Origin of the sequence: Pseudomonas sp. 18175 (assembly GCF_050432925.1) — a bacterium.
Lineage (GTDB): Bacteria > Pseudomonadota > Gammaproteobacteria > Pseudomonadales > Pseudomonadaceae > Aquipseudomonas.
In genome coordinates this window covers 306,165-321,897 of record NZ_JBKFTO010000005.1, presented here as the reverse complement: position 1 = coordinate 321,897, position 15,733 = coordinate 306,165, and the positions used below count along the sequence as shown (strand labels likewise).

General features: G+C 63.6%; 11 protein-coding genes. 1 reads left to right on the top strand and 10 read right to left on the bottom strand.

The window, feature by feature from the left end; all coding sequences use genetic code 11:
- The first annotated feature begins 74 nt into the window (after window positions 1-74).
- Window positions 75-2,483: a TonB-dependent siderophore receptor gene (locus ACLD1Y_RS09620; protein ID WP_429477587.1), complete on the top strand. Its 2,409-nt coding sequence runs from the start codon at window positions 75-77 to the stop codon at window positions 2,481-2,483.
- A 673-nt stretch (window positions 2,484-3,156) separates the two neighbouring features.
- On the opposite strand, the gene ACLD1Y_RS09615 is transcribed toward ACLD1Y_RS09620, so the two are convergent.
- The 10 genes from ACLD1Y_RS09615 to ACLD1Y_RS09570 form a co-directional block, all read right to left on the bottom strand.
- Window positions 3,157-4,179 (bottom strand): acyltransferase family protein, encoded by a 1,023-nt coding sequence (locus tag ACLD1Y_RS09615; protein WP_429477583.1) that lies wholly within the window; start codon window positions 4,177-4,179, stop codon window positions 3,157-3,159.
- 163 nt (window positions 4,180-4,342) lie between these two features.
- The gene (locus tag ACLD1Y_RS09610; protein WP_429477581.1) at window positions 4,343-5,752 is read right to left on the bottom strand and encodes a lipid II flippase MurJ; all 1,410 of its coding nucleotides are present in this window, start codon (window positions 5,750-5,752) and stop codon (window positions 4,343-4,345) included.
- A complete protein-coding gene (locus ACLD1Y_RS09605) occupies window positions 5,752-7,179 on the bottom strand; it encodes an O-antigen ligase family protein (RefSeq protein WP_429477579.1) in 1,428 nt (475 codons plus the stop codon). The genes ACLD1Y_RS09610 and ACLD1Y_RS09605 overlap by 1 nt, the downstream gene beginning before the upstream one ends.
- Window positions 7,180-7,181: 2 nt before the next feature.
- Window positions 7,182-8,285: a glycosyltransferase family 4 protein gene (locus ACLD1Y_RS09600; RefSeq protein WP_429477577.1), complete on the bottom strand. Its 1,104-nt coding sequence runs from the start codon at window positions 8,283-8,285 to the stop codon at window positions 7,182-7,184.
- Window positions 8,276-9,493, bottom strand: coding sequence for a glycosyltransferase family 4 protein (locus ACLD1Y_RS09595; RefSeq protein ID WP_429477575.1), 1,218 nt, complete (start codon window positions 9,491-9,493; stop codon window positions 8,276-8,278). The genes ACLD1Y_RS09600 and ACLD1Y_RS09595 overlap by 10 nt, the downstream gene beginning before the upstream one ends.
- Window positions 9,494-9,501: 8 nt before the next feature.
- The gene (locus tag ACLD1Y_RS09590; protein ID WP_429477573.1) at window positions 9,502-10,830 is read right to left on the bottom strand and encodes a cellulase family glycosylhydrolase; all 1,329 of its coding nucleotides are present in this window, start codon (window positions 10,828-10,830) and stop codon (window positions 9,502-9,504) included.
- Window positions 10,820-12,010, bottom strand: coding sequence for a glycosyltransferase (locus tag ACLD1Y_RS09585; protein WP_429477571.1), 1,191 nt, complete (start codon window positions 12,008-12,010; stop codon window positions 10,820-10,822). The genes ACLD1Y_RS09590 and ACLD1Y_RS09585 overlap by 11 nt, the downstream gene beginning before the upstream one ends.
- The gene (locus ACLD1Y_RS09580) at window positions 12,010-14,001 is read right to left on the bottom strand and encodes a GumC family protein (RefSeq protein WP_429477569.1); all 1,992 of its coding nucleotides are present in this window, start codon (window positions 13,999-14,001) and stop codon (window positions 12,010-12,012) included. The genes ACLD1Y_RS09585 and ACLD1Y_RS09580 overlap by 1 nt, the downstream gene beginning before the upstream one ends.
- A 14-nt stretch (window positions 14,002-14,015) precedes the next feature.
- Complete coding sequence (locus ACLD1Y_RS09575; RefSeq protein WP_429477630.1) at window positions 14,016-14,792, bottom strand: polysaccharide biosynthesis/export family protein; 777 nt, start codon at window positions 14,790-14,792, stop codon at window positions 14,016-14,018.
- 29 nt (window positions 14,793-14,821) lie between these two features.
- The gene (locus ACLD1Y_RS09570) at window positions 14,822-15,733 is read right to left on the bottom strand and encodes a glycosyltransferase family 2 protein (protein WP_429477567.1); all 912 of its coding nucleotides are present in this window, start codon (window positions 15,731-15,733) and stop codon (window positions 14,822-14,824) included.

Genomic DNA, 15,733 nt, shown 5'->3' with positions numbered 1-15,733 from the left:
CGCGCCCAGGTGGTCCGTTTGCCCATCTCACGAGACTTATATCCCCAGACACTACCTTCACTGGGGAAACAGGCATGCAGCCGCGTACAACATTAAAAACATCACTGGCCCTGGCCGTCATCCAAGGCATCGCCAGCCTCACCGTCACCGCACCTTGGGTGCTCGCGTCGGCCTGGGTGCAGGCGGCAGAGCAAGTGGACTTCAACATCGCCCCAGGTTCGTTGGCCGGCGCCCTCAACCAGTTCGGCCAGGCCAGCCAGATCCTGTTGTCCTACCCGGCCGCGCTCACCGACGGCAAGACCAGCCCCGGCTTGCAAGGGCGCCATGACCTGGACACCGGCCTGGCGATCCTGCTGAGCACCAGCGACCTGCAAGCCGTGCGTGGCAGCGGCAATACCTACTCCCTGGAGCCGCGGCCCACCGGTAGCGCGCTGCAACTGAGCACCGTGTCCATCTCCGGTAAGGCACCGGGCTCGACCACCGAGGGCACAGGCTCCTACACCACGCAATCCTCCAGCAGCTCGACGCGCCTGAACCTGACCCCACGGGAAACCCCGCAGTCCCTTACGGTGATGACGCGCCAGCGCCTGGACGACCAGCGCCTCACCAACCTCAGCGACACCCTCGACGCCACCCCCGGCATCATCGTGCTGCGTGACGGCCAGGGTTCGGAGAGTGATGGTTATTTCTCCCGGGGCTTCCAGATCCAGAACTTCGAGATCGACGGCGTGCCGACCGCCACGCGCATGGACAACTACACCCAGAGCATGGCCATGTACGACCGTGTCGAGGTGGTGCGCGGCGCCACCGGCCTGATCAGCGGCATGGGCAACCCGGCGGCCACCATCAACCTGATCCGCAAGCGCCCGACCGCCGAAGCGCGGGCCAGTGTCACGGCCAATGCGGGCACCTGGGATCGCTATGGCAGCGGCGTCGATGTCTCCGGCCCCTTGACCGAAACCGGCAATGTGCGCGGCCGCCTGGTGGCCGACTACAAGACCGAACACTCGTGGATCGACCGCTACAAGCAGGACACCCAACTGCTCTATGGCATCACCGAATTCGACCTTACCGAAGACACCTTACTCACCATGGGCTTCAGCTACCTGCGCACCGATGTCGACGCCCCGGCGCGTTCCGGTTTGCCCACCCGCTTTACCGATGGTTCGCGCAGCAATCTCAACCGCTCGCTGAACACTGCGCCCTCCTGGTCGTATAACGATCATGAGCAGACCAGTTTCTTTACCGCCCTTGAGCAGAAATTCGACAACGGCTGGAGCGCCAAGGCCGAATTCACCCACACCGAAAACCAGTTCGACGAGGTGTTCAACTACGTCAACGGCAGCCTCAACAGCGATGGCAGCGGCACCACCCAACTGCCGGTGCGTTTCTCTGGCACGCCACGCCAAAACAACCTCGACCTCTACGTGACCGGCCCCTTCAACGCCCTGGGCCGCGAACATGAGCTGATCGCCGGCGTGACCCTGTCCAAATACCGCGAGAGCGTGCCCAGCTATGGCAGCTGGAACTACGACTATTCCAGCTCACCCGCTGGCGCCATCGACAACCTGTTCAACTGGGACGGCCACTCGGCCAAGCCTGCGTTTGACGTCACCGGCAAATCCTCAGTGGATGAGCGCCAATACGCGGCCTACCTGAGCACCCGGCTGCGGGTCACCGACGACCTGAGCCTGATCCTCGGCAGCCGCGTGATCGACTGGCAGCGCGAAACCGAGAGCAGCACCTACGGCGGCGCCACCTCGCGCACCGACGAGTCGGAAACCGGCGTCTACATTCCCTACGCGGGCGTGGTGTACGACCTCACCGACAACTGGTCGGCGTACGCCAGCTACACCAAGATCTTCAACCCCCAGGCCATGGGCGTGCATGACATCAACAACAAGGCGCTGCCGCCGATGGAGGGCAAGGGCTATGAAGTGGGGCTCAAGGGCAGCTTCTTCGACGAACAACTGAACACCAGCCTGGCGCTGTTCAAGCTGGAACAGGACAACCTGGCGATCTGGATCGACACCCCCGGCGGCGACACCTACCGCAACGAGAAGGGCACCACCACCGAAGGCATCGAGCTGGAACTCAATGGCCAACTCGCCGAAGGCTGGCAGGCTTCGGCTGGCTACGCTTATGCCGTAAGCACCGATGCCGATGACAACCGCATCGTCACCACCTTGCCGCGCCAGAGCCTCAAGACCTTCACCACCTACCGCCTGCCAGGTGCACTCGACAAATTCACCGTCGGCGGCGGGGTGAACTGGCAGAGCAAGGTTGGCGAGGATTTGCACACCTTCAGCCAGGGCAGCTATGCGGTCACCAACCTGCTGGTGCGCTACGACGTGACGCCCCAACTGAGCACTTCGTTGAATCTTAATAACCTGTTCGACCGCGAGTACCTGAGCTACGCCGGCAACCACGGCATGTACGGCGCACCGCGTAACCTGATGACCAGCGTCAAATACGATTTTTAACCCAACCCTGGTCCACCTGTGTGCGGGATCTACTGTGGGAGGGGGCTTGCCCTAATGCCAGTCAGCTAAGGAAACAAGAGGCGACCATACTCTTGTGGTGAGCGGGCTTGCCCCCGATGGCGGAGTGTCAGTCAACAACTGATTGGCTGATACACCGCTATCGCGGCGTAGGTATCTCCACAACGATTGGACCTGACCAACCCCAAAGCTCTGGCTCTGGCTCTGGCTCTGGCTCTGGCTCTGGCTTTTGATTTGGCTTTTGATCTTGATCTTAAGCNGCTCTGGCTCTGGCTCTGGCTCTGGCTCTGGCTCTGGCTTTTGATTTGGCTTTTGATCTTGATCTTAGGCGCCCCGTTAAACCACGCTGGCCGAACGCAGGCTTGAATCCGTGGGTAACCCGGCAGGACGCCGGGTTAGCCGTCCTGGGCCAAGGATGGCCCATGACGGCGGCCCACGGATTCAAGCCGGAGAGAGGGCACACCGAGCCTAGGCGAGGTGCCGAGTGGTGGGGCAAGAGCCCTTTTGGTTACTTTTGGGGCTCTTTTCCAAAAGTGACCCGCCGTAAGGGCGGAACCCATATCAGCCATCACCTAAATAACGGATATGCACTCCGACCCAAACCCTCCAGCGCCTAACACACAGCCATCGCAGGCAAGCCCGCTCCCACATGGGTTCACTGTTGTTCTTTAGGTTGCTTGCGCACCGGAAACGGAAAGTAGAAGAACCGCAAAAACGCCACCCGCTTGATCACTTCCCCAATCAACAACGGCGCCACCACCGCCACCACCAACCCCACGCACGCCGCCACAAACGGATGCAGCCCCACACGCTCCATCAAGTCGAAGGTCTTGTGCTGGATTTCCCCATGGAAGATCAACAGGATCAACGTGGACTGGCCAATGTAGGTCATGGCCCGCGTCAACACACTCGATACCATCAGCACTCGCGCCAGCGCCCAGCACAGGTACACCCCAATCACTGCCAGCAGGCTGGTCCACAACCAGTGGTCATAGCGTCGTTGCGCCAGGTCCATGGTGTCGCCGCGCCAGAGGAACACCGCTGCAAACAGCAGCACCGAAATCACTAGCGTCAGCAGCGAACCTTCATGCCGACGCAGCCAGTCCCGCAGCAGGTAGCCCAGGATGAAACAGGCGCTGCTGATCAGGGTGATATCAATGCTGAATGGCAGGCCCGGCAACACCCAGGTGTGCCCGCCAATCGTCACCGGCAATTGCCAGAACAAGGGCAGTACCCAGGTGCCCATCACCCACATCAGCGCCATCAAGGCGCAGTTCACCGCCAGTGGCAGGCGTTGGATCAGCCGCAGTACCGCCCAACTGAACAGGATCACCACCCAGAAGTGCGGTAGAAACCACAGCGCTTGCCACGGGATGGTGTCGACCGAGGCATACAGCACGCCGCCGATATCCGGCAGTAAGGGCTGGCCGCGCAGCACATCGCGCACGATCACATACAGCAGCAGGGTGAAGAAAAACGGCTTGAGCAGGCCATCGGCCTTGCGCACCGCCATCTCGCCGAAAGGTTGTTCCGGCTTGAACAACACCCCGGACAGAAAGAAGAACAACGGCAACACGAACGAGGCCAGGATCGGGTACATCAGGTCCAGGGACGTGGCGACGAACCAACTGTGGGCGTACACGATCACCAGAATGCCGATGCCTTTGGCGATATCCATTTGAATCCAGCGATTTTTCACCTGACCACCCCTCTACAAGACACCCGGCTCCCTGTAGGAGCGGGCTTGCCCGCGAAAAACTCACATCCAGCGCGTTCATCCAGAATGCCCGCGTCATCGTTAACGACCTTCGCGGGCAAGCCCGCTCCCACAGGGAAGTGCGTCATGCTTTGCGCCATGGCTTGAGCCACAGCCCCATCCCCAGCAACACCACAGCGCCGGCCAGGGTGCTCAGGCCCAGTTGCAACCACACGCCTTCAATCCGGAACAGCGCCAGTGCCGCCAAGCCCATCAGCACGGCGCTGAGCAACCAATGGCGCGCCCACGGCAGGGCATCGAGCAGGGCCTGGCGTTGCATCAGCAGCAAGGCGGTGCAGATCACGCCCGCCAAGGCTGCCAAGGGGATACCCGCCAGGCCGAACACAAAGGGCAGGGCGCCCAGCAGCAGCACATTGACCAAGCTGCCGAGCAGTTCGCAGCGCAGTGGCTGGCGTGTGTCGCCAGCGGCGTAGGCATAACGGGCGAGCAAGGCGTTCCAGGCGCCGAAAACCAGTGGTACGGCAAACCAGGCCAGCAGCAGCGGCAGTGGCGAGTCCGCCGATTGCTTGGGCAGCAACAACGCCACCAGGCTCGGCGCTGCCGCCACCAGGCCGACGCCGGCGGGCAGGGTCAGCACGCTGGCGGTTTCCAGGCCGCGCTTGAGCAAGGCCAGGCGTTCGTCGCCCTGGCGGCGGCTCATCATGCCCAGCAGTACTTGGTTAAGGCTCATCAGTGCAATCAGCGGCAGGTTCATCAGCTTGCGCGCCAGGTTCACCCAGGTCACCGCGCCTTCCCCCAGCAACGACGCCACCAACCGCTCGATCAGGGCCAGCCCTTGGCTGGCGCCGTTGCTCAGGAGCAAAGGGCCGATGCGCTGGCCCAGTTCACGCAAGGGGGCAAACGAAAGCTGCCAGCGCCATGGCCGCCAGCCCTGGCGCCACACCGCCGGCAACATCGCCAGTGGCATCAACAGGCTGCCGACCAGGCACGCCAGGGCCAGTGAGTGAGGTTGGGTCGCCGTGCCGGCCAGCGCGAGGTAGGTCACCGGCGGCAGGTTGAACAGCAGCGAGCCCAGCCCCGCCAGCACAAAACGTTCGCTGGCCTGCAGCGGGATGCTGAACAGCGCATGCAGCATCAAGCCCGGCACGCACCACGCGACGATCTGCAGATTGCTCGCCGCCAACGTCGTGGCTGTCGCCGCAAGCCCAGGGCCGAGCAACTGCACCAGCCACGGCGCCAATAGCGTCAGCAGCAGGCTGGTGACCAAGGCGATTACCATCAGCGCGGGAAACAACACCGCCAGCCAGTCCAACCGCTCGCCATCCTTGCGCGCCAGGTACAACGGCAACGCGGCAGCGCTCAGCACGCCGCCAGCGAGGGACATGCGCAGCGCCTCGGGCAAAAACAGTGCGATCAAGAACGCATCACTGCGCTCCCCCGCGCCCCAGGCCGCCACCAGCAGCCATTCCCGCGCAAAGCCCAGGCACAGGCCCAGCAGCGTCGCCAGGGTCAGCCAGACGGCGGAGCCAAGCATCAGGGGCGCACGCCATCAGGCAGCGGCTCGACCACATCCACGCGCTTGACCTGGCGCAGCCGCGCCGGGAACAAGCGCCGCGCCTCCAGCACATTGATCCCCACCATCAACCAGAACAGCGCCACCATCACCACCGCAAAGCTGAAATAGTGGTCGAACAGGCCGCTGACCAACGCCGACAAGATCCCCGCGGTACTGCCCAGCCACAGGGCGTTGTCCTTGGTCAGGCGGATCGGGCCTTTTTCCGGGCGCGCTTCACGCCACCAGCGTACGGTCACCGCCACAAAAAACAGCATGCCGACGATGCCGATCTTGTAGATGTAGTTCAGCCACAAGTTGGAGATCCCCAGTAGATGGCTGCCCGGCACCGGCGGGTCGACCTTGAAGCCGATGCCCAGCGGGTACGCCGCCACCGCTTGCGGGAACATGCGGTACTCGTCAAAGCGCACTTCGGTACTGGCGTTGTCCGAGGAAAAAATCGTCGCCAGACGCTCCTGCAACGGTGGATACGCCAGCACCAGCGCCACCGTCAACGCGGCGCCGATCATCAACAGGCGGCCGGTGTAAGGCACGCGCCGCGAGGCCATCCACAGCAACACCAACGCCAGGCTGACCATGGCGCCCCGGCTACTGGCCAACAGCAACGCCGCTGCCCCCAGGCAGGCCACGCCCAGGCCCAGTGCGCGTTTCCAGCCTTGCTCGGTCATGCCAAAACAGAAGGCCAGGGGCAGCAGCAACGCCATGATCCCGCCGATGGCGTTGGGGTGGGTCCAGGGTGAGCCCATGCGCGGGGACATGGCCTCCAGGCCGAATTTCAAGGTGTCGAAGTTGGCGTAGTTGAACAACCCCAGGATCGGCGCGATGCCCGCGCCCGAGCGGGTGTACACAAACACCGCAATCGACAGCACCAGCATCGCCAGGGTGCCCAGTAGCAGGGCAATCACCAGGGACTCTCTGTGCTTGCGGTCCACCAGCAACTGGGCGGTCAGGAACACTCCCGACAGGTTCAACAACCAGCGCAACCAGTTGGCCACGCCGCTGCTGTCGGCATGGGTGATGATCTGGCCGACAATAAATGGGAACACGCTGAACAGCATCAACCACAACAGCATCTGGTCGGTGGGGCGCCGGGCGAACTTCGTGCCATCGGGCATGCGCGACAAGAACCGATGCCACACCACGGCGCCCCAGGTCAGGGCCAGGATTGCTTCGCTGACGGTGGTGCGAATGCCCAGGTTGACCGTGGAATACGGCATGAACGTCGCCATCAGGGCGAACAGCAACAGGCCCCAGAACGGGAAGCGCAGGATGGTCACCGCGCCTGCCAGGCCGATCACCGCCAGGAAGGCCTTGGCCGGTGACAACAGCAGGGCCAGCGCCCCAAATGCCAGGCCGAGGAGGATCGCGACGAAGCTTGCCAGGTTCACTCTCACTTCAATTCCTCGATCAGTTCGGCCAGGCGTTGCCGGTAGGCGCGCGGGTTGAAGCGCTCTGCCCACTGGCGCCGTTGCTCGGCGGATTCTTCATCAGGACTCGCGCCCAGGCTGACCATCAATTGCACCAGCGCCGCCCCATCGGTGGGGGAAAAGCGCGGCGCCGACGGCGGGGTGATTTCATCCAACGAGGTGCCGCTGGCCACCGCCACCGGCGTGCCCACGCTCAGGGCCTCGATCACCGGCAAGCCAAAGCCTTCGGCATACGACGGCTGCCACAGGCGCGACGCCTGGCGGTATAGCGCGTGCAGTTCGGCATCCGACACCCCGCTCAAGGCCCGAATGCCCGGCAGTGTGCGCTGGGCCTCGGGCAAATGCTCAAGGCTGCCTACCAGTACCAACTCCGGCACGTGGGGCGATTGGCGCCGCGCCTGCTGCCAGGCGTCCACCAGGAACGGCACGTTCTTGCGCAGCTCCCGGGTGCCCACCAGCAACCAGTAGCGTTCGGGCAATTGGCGTGCACTGATGTCCGCCGCCAGTTCGACAAAGCCGTCTACCTGGTTGGGCAGCACCCGGATCTTGCCCGCCGCCTTGGGAAACAGCCGTGCGGTTTCATCGGCGCTGTACTGCGACGGCGTCCACACCCGGTCGGCGCTGTGCACGGCGTAGGCAATCGACAGGCGATCGCAGGTCTTGTAGATCAGCGCCTTCAAGCGGTTGGCGTGGTAGTTGTTCAAGGTGATCTGGAACAGGTCATGCAGCAGCACCACGGTGCGCAACCCCTTGGGTTTGGGCGGCAATGGCAGGCCCATATTGAAGGTGCTGATGTACAGGTCAATGTGCTGCTCGCGCAACGCACGGGGCAAGAAACCGGCCTCGAAACGCAGGCGGTTCTGCGGCTGGTGCATTGCCGTCTTGGCGCAGCCCCAGGCCGGGCAATGGGCCTGCAAGCGGGTCTCGTCGCCCAAGGGCGCCACGGTAAAACGCTCAAGCTCGATGCCCGGCAACGCCCGCAAGCCCGCCTCCAGTGCGTACACCTGGCGGCTGATGCCCGATTGGGGCGAGGTGCCGACGGTGCGGTAATCCAGGCCTACACGCATGCGGGCTCCTTTTGATTGAGCGGCGCCAGGGTCGCATACACCTGCTCCAATTGGCTGGCGGCGACGCTCCAGTCGTGGGCGCGGCGTACATAGGCGCGGCCGGCTTCGCCCATGGGGGCGGCGGCATCGGGAAATTGCAGCAAGCGCACCACGGCGTCTGCCAGGCTGGCGGCGGTTTGGCCGCCCAGGTAGTCCAGGCCTTCCACCAGGTCCAGGCCGGATACGCCTTGCTCGGTACTCGCCAGCGGCAGGCCGGCGGCCAGGGCTTCGAGGACTTTAAGCTTGGAGCCGCCGCCATGGCGCAACGGGGCCAGGAACACCGAGCAGCTCGATTGCAGGTTCAACAGGTTCGGGACAAAGCCCTGCCATTCGATGCGCGGGTCTTTCCAGCGCTCACGCCAACTGCCCGGCATGCCGAAGCCGCACACACTCATGCGCGCATCCGGGCAGCGCTCCCACACCTTGGGCAAAATCTCGTCCAAGGCCCACTCGATGGCGTCCACATTCGGCACGTATTCGTAGTTGCCCAAAAACAGCACGCGGCGCGCGGCAGGGTCGGGGCGGGCAGCGGCGAAGTGATCGCAGTCCACTCCATTGACCACCACCGACACCGGTTTGCCGGCGATCTTCGCCAGGGTTTGCGCGTCGCTGTCGGTGACCGCCACCACCTGTGTGGCCTGGCGCATCACCCGGCGTTCCCAGCGGGCGTAGCGCCACTGGTCGTAGCGCACAAACGGCAGCGCCCAGCCTGGCAACCGGTCATAGGTGGCCGCACCCAGGGCGGATTCGACGTTGTGTTCGGTCAGCACAAAGGGTTGGGAGTGACGCGCCAGCGCATCCTCATAGGGTTGGAAGCTGTAGCTGTGCTCGATCTGCACCACGTCCCAGTGCTCGCCCAGTAGCCAATTGAACGTGTCCTGCAGTTCACCCGACAGGCCATTCACACTGGCCAGCAGCGGGTAGGGGGCAAACAACCCGGCGACCAGGGTCTTGAGGCTGCGCAACGGGCGACGGGGCAGGATGATCAACTGCTCCAGAAACGCCTCCAGCACCTGGCGGTCGGTGAGCGACACTGGGTGTTTGTCGTGCAGCAGCAAGGTGATGCGGTGCCCCCGCGCCGCCAGGCTGCGCAGCAAGTGGTACTGGCGGGTCTTGCCGCCGCTGGTGGCGGGCCAGGGCGAGTAGGGCAGGATCCATAAAATACGCATGGCAGGCGCTACTCCCATAACAGAATTTGCAGGTTCGGTTTCACCGCTACGGTGAGCCCGTTGGTGCCGCTGACTGGGGTTTGCGTGCTGCGCAACGGGTCGTACAGCGTGGCGCTGGCGATGCCTGGCAAGTGGGCATTGCCGCCTTCGGCCGACCAGAAGAACCAGAGTTTTTTGCCGTCGGCGCGGGTCCAACCGATGCTGAACAGGCCGTCGGGCAAGTGGTCGGCCTGCGGAGGGTCGCCGGGGGTGAGTTGCGGCCCGCTCACATCGAGGAAGTTTTTCAGCGCGGTGTAGGCAGGCTTGGGGTTGGCGTCGATATCCAGCAGCCCGTAGAACTGGTCCCGCACGCTGGCGCGCTGGTCGAGGTCGCTCAGGGTGAACAGGAAGATCCGGTCGAAATCCATCGCGCTCATCAGCGCTACGCGCCGCACGATATAATCGGCCTGGCCTTGTTGGGTGATGATGTCCTGGGCGTCCTTGGGGCCAGGGTAAGTGGACCAGCCCCACTCGGTGCTCCACAGGGTTTGCACGCCGCCGTTGCGCAGGGCCAGGTTGAGCGCGGTGGTCTTGGCGATAAAATCGAGATTGGCTGGGTCGTTGCCTTCGGGCAGCTGGGTGTAGGGGTGATAGGAAATCACTGTGTTCAAGCTGGCCACGCCTAAGGCGCCGAGGGCGTCGAACATGGTCTGGCCGTTGGGCATTTCGCTGAAAAACGCCATGCCGGCGGCAACCACCGGTTTAGTCGGGTCTACACCGCGCAAGGCGCCCGCCGTGGCGGTCAACAGGTTGGCGAAACCTGCGGGGTCGGCCACCGGGCGCCAAAAGCCCAGCAAGTTTGGTTCATTCCACACCTGCCAGGCGTTCACACTGGGATAACGCTGGGACAACAACGCCATGCGCGTTGCGAATACATTCGGGTCCTTGGGCGGGTACTGGTCCTGATAGGGCGCACCGGGCGGCGCGGTGGTGGCGAAGGGCGCCGAGCCCACCAGGTAAAACACCGACTTGAGCTGGTTGCTTTGCAGGTTGCCCACCAGTTGGTCCAGGGTTGCCACCTGGTACTGGTTTTCCACCGGTTCCAATTGGTCCCAATGCAAATCCAGGCGCACCCACTCCAGGCCCAAGGCCTTGAGGCGGTCGATCTGCATCTGGTAACGCTGGGGGCTGAACCACAGGAACTGCGCGTTCACTCCCAAAAAGTCCTTCCACACCACCACCTTGCTGCCCTTGAGCACATGGTTCTCGGCGTCGGCCTGGCGCCCCCATAGGAAGGCGCTCAGGCCCAGTACGGCAACCACCGCCAACGTGGCAATAAACGTGGGTTTACGCGCCATAAGGGGCTCCTGCAATTGCCTGTTCAAAGAGTTGCTTGAACTTCTGCGCGGTCAGCGGCCACAGGCGTTCGCGGCCGATTTCGCCTGCGCGTTCGGCCCAATCCCGTGCCAGCAATGGCGTACGGGCCAGGCGCAACAACTGTTCGCCAAGCGCGTTCACATCCCCTTCGGGGTAGATGGCACCGTTGCCGCTGGCGACCTCTTCGGCAAACGCCCGCGCATCGGAGGTGATCGCGCCGCGCCCGCACGCGGCGGCCCAGGACAGCGCGCCACTGGTGCCACGCTGGCGCCCCAGCAGGCCGAGCTTTTTCGATTCGCGGTACGGCAGCACCATCACATGGTGGGCCTGGATTGTCTGGGCGATTTCATCGGCGGGTAGGTTCAAGCGCCAGTCGATGGCGCCCGTCAGCCCCAGTGCGGCGATCTGGCTGTTGAGTTGTTCCAGGTAATTGCCGCCTGCGCCAAAGGCCATTTCTGCGGCGGTGCCACCGGCCAGGGTCAGGCGCACGCGGTCGCGTAGTTCGGGGGCTTGTGTGAACACATTGGCCAGGGCCTGCACCAGATCCTCGATGCCTTTGCCCCGGTAGATAAACCCGAAATACAGCAGGCGCAGGGTATCCAGGGGGGGCAACGGCACGGGGGCAATCGCCAGGTTGGCGTGGTTGATCACCGCCACTTTGCCCGCCGGCAGCTGCATGCGCTGGCTCAGGCAATCGGCGCCCAGGCGGGTGAGGGTGATCAGCCGGGTCAGGCCTTTGGCGACCTGGCGCTCTTCGCGCAAGGTCAGTGGGTCGGCCAGCACCACCGCCGCCTGGGGCAATGGGCTGGGCAGGCGTTGCAGCAGGTTCAGCGGAAAGGGCAGGTGCTCACGGCGCCACACAATGCGCTCGGGGTCATGCACGGTGGCGGTCAGCGGCAGGTTGGGGTAGGCCTTGCGCAGTTCACTTAAGGCCAGGAATTCTCCCAGCCGCCCGCCGCCGAGTTCCGCGTGTACCAGGTCTACGGCCTGCCAGTTGAACGTGGCGACGGCCTGTTTGATCGCCTGGGAATGGCCCTCCACCCCAGCCAACGGCGTCAACACCGTCACGCCCAGTTGCTCCAGTGCCGTGCGGAAATGGTTCGCGTAGTCGGCGATCCCGTTTTTCTCCGGTGGCAGCGGGGCGAGCAGGGCGATACGCATCAGAACGCTCCCCGGTATTTGGCGATGGTGCGCAGCACCTTGGCCGGTACTTCGAGTTTGCGGCGGTTGATGATGATGCCGTCCACTTTGCCGAACGCGGTGTTGAGGATCGACAGCGCATGTTCCACCACCGGTACCGTGCTTTTGTGCGCCTCCACCACCAGGCCGATCAGGTCGGCGCGACGCAGGGTCACGAACGCTTCACGGTTGTCCAGCAGCGCCGAGGCATCCAGCACCACCACTTCGCCAGGCTCGGCCGGGTCCAGGCCACCGACGCGCACGTTCACGCCGTTTTCCAGCAGCAACTGGCGCAGGTGTTCCACCACAAACGTCACCCCTTCACCGTGCCGCGCGGAGGTGAGGCCAAGGGTCAGGCCGTGCTCGGCGATACGGTCCGGTTTGAGCAGGCTGTACAGCCGGTAGATGCTGGCGTTGAACGCGTTGGTACTTTGCGCCGTGGTGTTGTCCAGCTCCGGCAGGGTGGTCCACAGGCGCAGGCCGAACTTGCGTTCCACCAGGCCGCCGTCGTGAATCCGCTGGTCCAGCAGGTAGCACAGGTAGATCACCAGCAGGCCGACGACGATGGCAAACGGGATCGCCAAAAACAGCATCACCAGGGTTTTAGGGAAGATGCGGCCTGGGTTCAGGGTGGCTTCTTCGATCACGGCGATGTTGCTGATCTGGCTGTTGTCCAGCTCACGGTCGATGCGCGATTTTTCCAGGTTGTCCACGTACAGCGCGTAGTTGCGCTCGGCGGCGCCCAGCTCGCGGGAAAGGCGCGTCAGCTCCGGCTCGATCTCCAGGGCTTGCTTGCGTTGGGCTTCCAGGTTCAGCAATTGTTTTTCCTGCTGTACCAGCTGGGTACGCAGGGCTTTGTTGTTGCTGGTCTCATCCAGCAGCACGCGCTGCAAGTGGATTTCCAGGGTGTTGGGCGCACGGTTTTCCGAGGCCTGCACGGTGTTGCTTTCGCTGGCGACCATGGCCTGCATGGCACGGATCGACGCATCCAGGGCTTTGACCGGCGGCGCGTTGTCCGTGTAGGTGCGCATCATGTCGGCCTTTTCCAAAAACTTCTGGTTAAGCAGGCGACGCAAGTCTTGTTGTTGCGGGTTCAGTGCGATCTGGCGCACCGTGGTCACTTCCTTGGGCTGGGACTTGAGCTGGGTGCGGGTGCTGTCGATGGCGCTGTCGGAGGAGGCGATCAGCCGCGTGGTGTTGAACGTCTCGCCACGCAGCACGTTGATGCGCTCGGAGAGGTCTTCCAGGCGGTCGGTGATGCTGGCAGCACCGATCTCATTCAAGTGCGTGAGGATCTGCTCCTTGTAGCCCTTGATCTCGGTGGCGCTGGTGCTGACCTGCCCTTCGTAGAAGGCGTACAAGCTCTTGCGCCCCAGGGCCTGGGTGCGCTCGTTGACGTAGGTCTCGACCCAATCTTTGACCACCGCCTGGGCAATTTCCGGGTCGCCCCAGGTAAAACTGATGTCCATCACGGTGGAGCCAGCGGCGTGGCTCACTTCAAAGCTCTTTTCCAGGCTGGCGGCCAGGCGTTCCACGGGGGTGGTTTTCTCCAGCACGCCAACGCTTTCCAGCACCACGCGGATACCGTCGAACACCGCACCGACGCCGCTCTTGACGTAGTGCTTGGTGCGCTTCCAAAAGCCTTCCGGCGGCGGCGCGTTCTCGATCACTTCCAAGTAGTGCTCGGCCACCGCACGCACAATCGGCCGTCCCGTGAGCAAGCGCTCTTCATCCACAATCGGGTCACGCTGGGTGCTGGGCATCACCAGTGCCTGGCGGTTGCTGATCTCGATGGGCAGGGTGGAATCACGCCCCGGTTTCACCAGCAGGCGTGCGGTGGATTCGTACTTGGCCGGCAACAAAAATGCCCCCAGCAGGATGATCACCAGCGCCGCGATTGCCGCCAGTTTGAACTCACGCCGGAAGATGAAGAACAAGCGCAGAAGATCACGAAAAGAACGGATCTCGATCATGGGATGTCGCTCCTTTAGTTATTGCCGCCGCTGGTTCGGGTGTAGTTGTAGCCAACCCCGATGGACTTGGTGAACGGGATCAGTTGGTTCATGTAGGTATCCACCCCTTGGATGCGCTCGCCCACGTTGGATTTGGGCACAAACACCACGTCACCGCGTTGCAGGTGCACGGGTTTGCGCCCGTTGGGACCGGTCTTGAGCAGTTGGCTGAAATCCAGGAAGTAGGCGCGATAGGCGCCCTGGGCGTCTTCACGCAGCAGCGCGACCATGCTGGCATTGCCCGCCGGGCTCACCCCACCGGCGCCGAGGATGGCTTGTTCCAGGGTATTGGCGGTGGCGATTTGCACCGCCGTCGGGTTGTTCACCGCACCCCCGACGATTACCGCGTTGCCCGGCGCCTGGTTGATGTTCACCGTCACGCTCGGCTCGCGGTAGGTGTTGGCCAGACGGGTGGTCAGCTCCTTGGCCAGCTCTGAAGGCTGGCGCCCGGCGACCTGGATCGGCCCCAGGAACGGGTAGTTGATCTTGCCGTCGGTCTGCACCGTGTACAGCGTCAGCTCGTAGATGGTGCTGACGTTGAACGCCGACAACGTCGGCATCTCGCCGGCATCGCGCACGATGCGCAACTGGTCGCCGACGCGGATGCGCTCCACCGCCGGCGGCAATTGCGCCAGTTGGTCGAGGGCGCGCTTGCCGTCTTCGACCGTCTTGCCGTCTGGCGGCACGATACGCGCCGGTGTATTGCAGGCGGCCAGGGCCAGCATGGCCATGACGAGCAGGGTAGGTTTGATCAAGGGGGACTTCCTATAGGTCATGCTGCTCACCTCCAATAACCGGGAAACATGCTGATGCGCCGCTTGATAGCCAGCGGCAGGCGCCGCTCTAGATGCCCCAGGCGGTAACCGAGCAATTTGAATGCGCTGCGCACCAGCACCTCGGGCACGCGGTGCAAGGCGCCGGCCTTGCGCAACGCTGCCAGTTCAGCCAGCACGTAGCGCTTGCCTTCGCCGCCCGCGTCGCCAAAGGCTTGCCGGATCCACGGTTCGCGGCCGTAAAACACGCCAATGTCGAAGTAGCGGTGAAACTCATCCATGAGTTTGTAATCGTGGGAGTGGTGCACCAGCGCGGTGGCGGCGTAGCGCACCTTGTAGCCGTCGAGCAGCAGGCGTGCGGCCACGTAGGCGTCTTCACTGCCGATCACATCGGCGGGAAAGCCGCCCACCGCTTCCAGCGCACTGCGCCGGTACACGGAGAATGAGTCGGAGCTGAAGCAGGTCTTGATGCCCAACTGCGGCGCGTCGGCCAGGCTTTTGCTGCGGCTGTGCTCCGGGTAGTTGAAGTGCCGCGACTGCGCGCCCAACACCCCGGCATCGGGGTGCGGCAGCTGGCGCCCGTAGGCCACGCCGTTGAGCGGGTCCTGTTGCAGCTCATCGAGCAGGTTGGCGAAGGTCTCGGGGTTGGCGGGGATGGCGTCCTGGGTCATCACGATCAAGGCCTCGCCGCCCACCTGCTGGCTGGCCCAGCGCCGGGTGCCGCCGTGGTTGAAGTCGCGGGCGTCGATCACCTCGACCCGCGCTCCGAACTCGCGAAAGCGCGCCACGGTGTCATCGCTGGAGGCGCTGTCCACCACCAGCATCTCGTCCGGTTGCAGGGTCTGCATTTTCAGTGCCGGCAGCAAACGAGCCAGGTGGCTGGAAGCGTTGCGGGTCGGGATGATCAGTGAAGTTCGCAT

Coding starts and splice junctions, on each gene's coding strand:
- ACLD1Y_RS09620 (WP_429477587.1), top strand. CDS start 75: ATGCAGCCGCGTACAACATTAAAAACATCACTGGCCCTGGCCGTCATC.
- ACLD1Y_RS09615 (WP_429477583.1), bottom strand. CDS start 4,179: ATGGATATCGCCAAAGGCATCGGCATTCTGGTGATCGTGTACGCCCAC.
- ACLD1Y_RS09610 (WP_429477581.1), bottom strand. CDS start 5,752: ATGCTTGGCTCCGCCGTCTGGCTGACCCTGGCGACGCTGCTGGGCCTG.
- ACLD1Y_RS09600 (WP_429477577.1), bottom strand. CDS start 8,285: ATGCGTGTAGGCCTGGATTACCGCACCGTCGGCACCTCGCCCCAATCG.
- ACLD1Y_RS09595 (WP_429477575.1), bottom strand. CDS start 9,493: ATGCGTATTTTATGGATCCTGCCCTACTCGCCCTGGCCCGCCACCAGC.
- ACLD1Y_RS09590 (WP_429477573.1), bottom strand. CDS start 10,830: ATGGCGCGTAAACCCACGTTTATTGCCACGTTGGCGGTGGTTGCCGTA.
- ACLD1Y_RS09585 (WP_429477571.1), bottom strand. CDS start 12,010: ATGCGTATCGCCCTGCTCGCCCCGCTGCCACCGGAGAAAAACGGGATC.
- ACLD1Y_RS09580 (WP_429477569.1), bottom strand. CDS start 14,001: ATGATCGAGATCCGTTCTTTTCGTGATCTTCTGCGCTTGTTCTTCATC.
- ACLD1Y_RS09570 (WP_429477567.1), bottom strand. CDS start 15,733: ATGCGAACTTCACTGATCATCCCGACCCGCAACGCTTCCAGCCACCTG.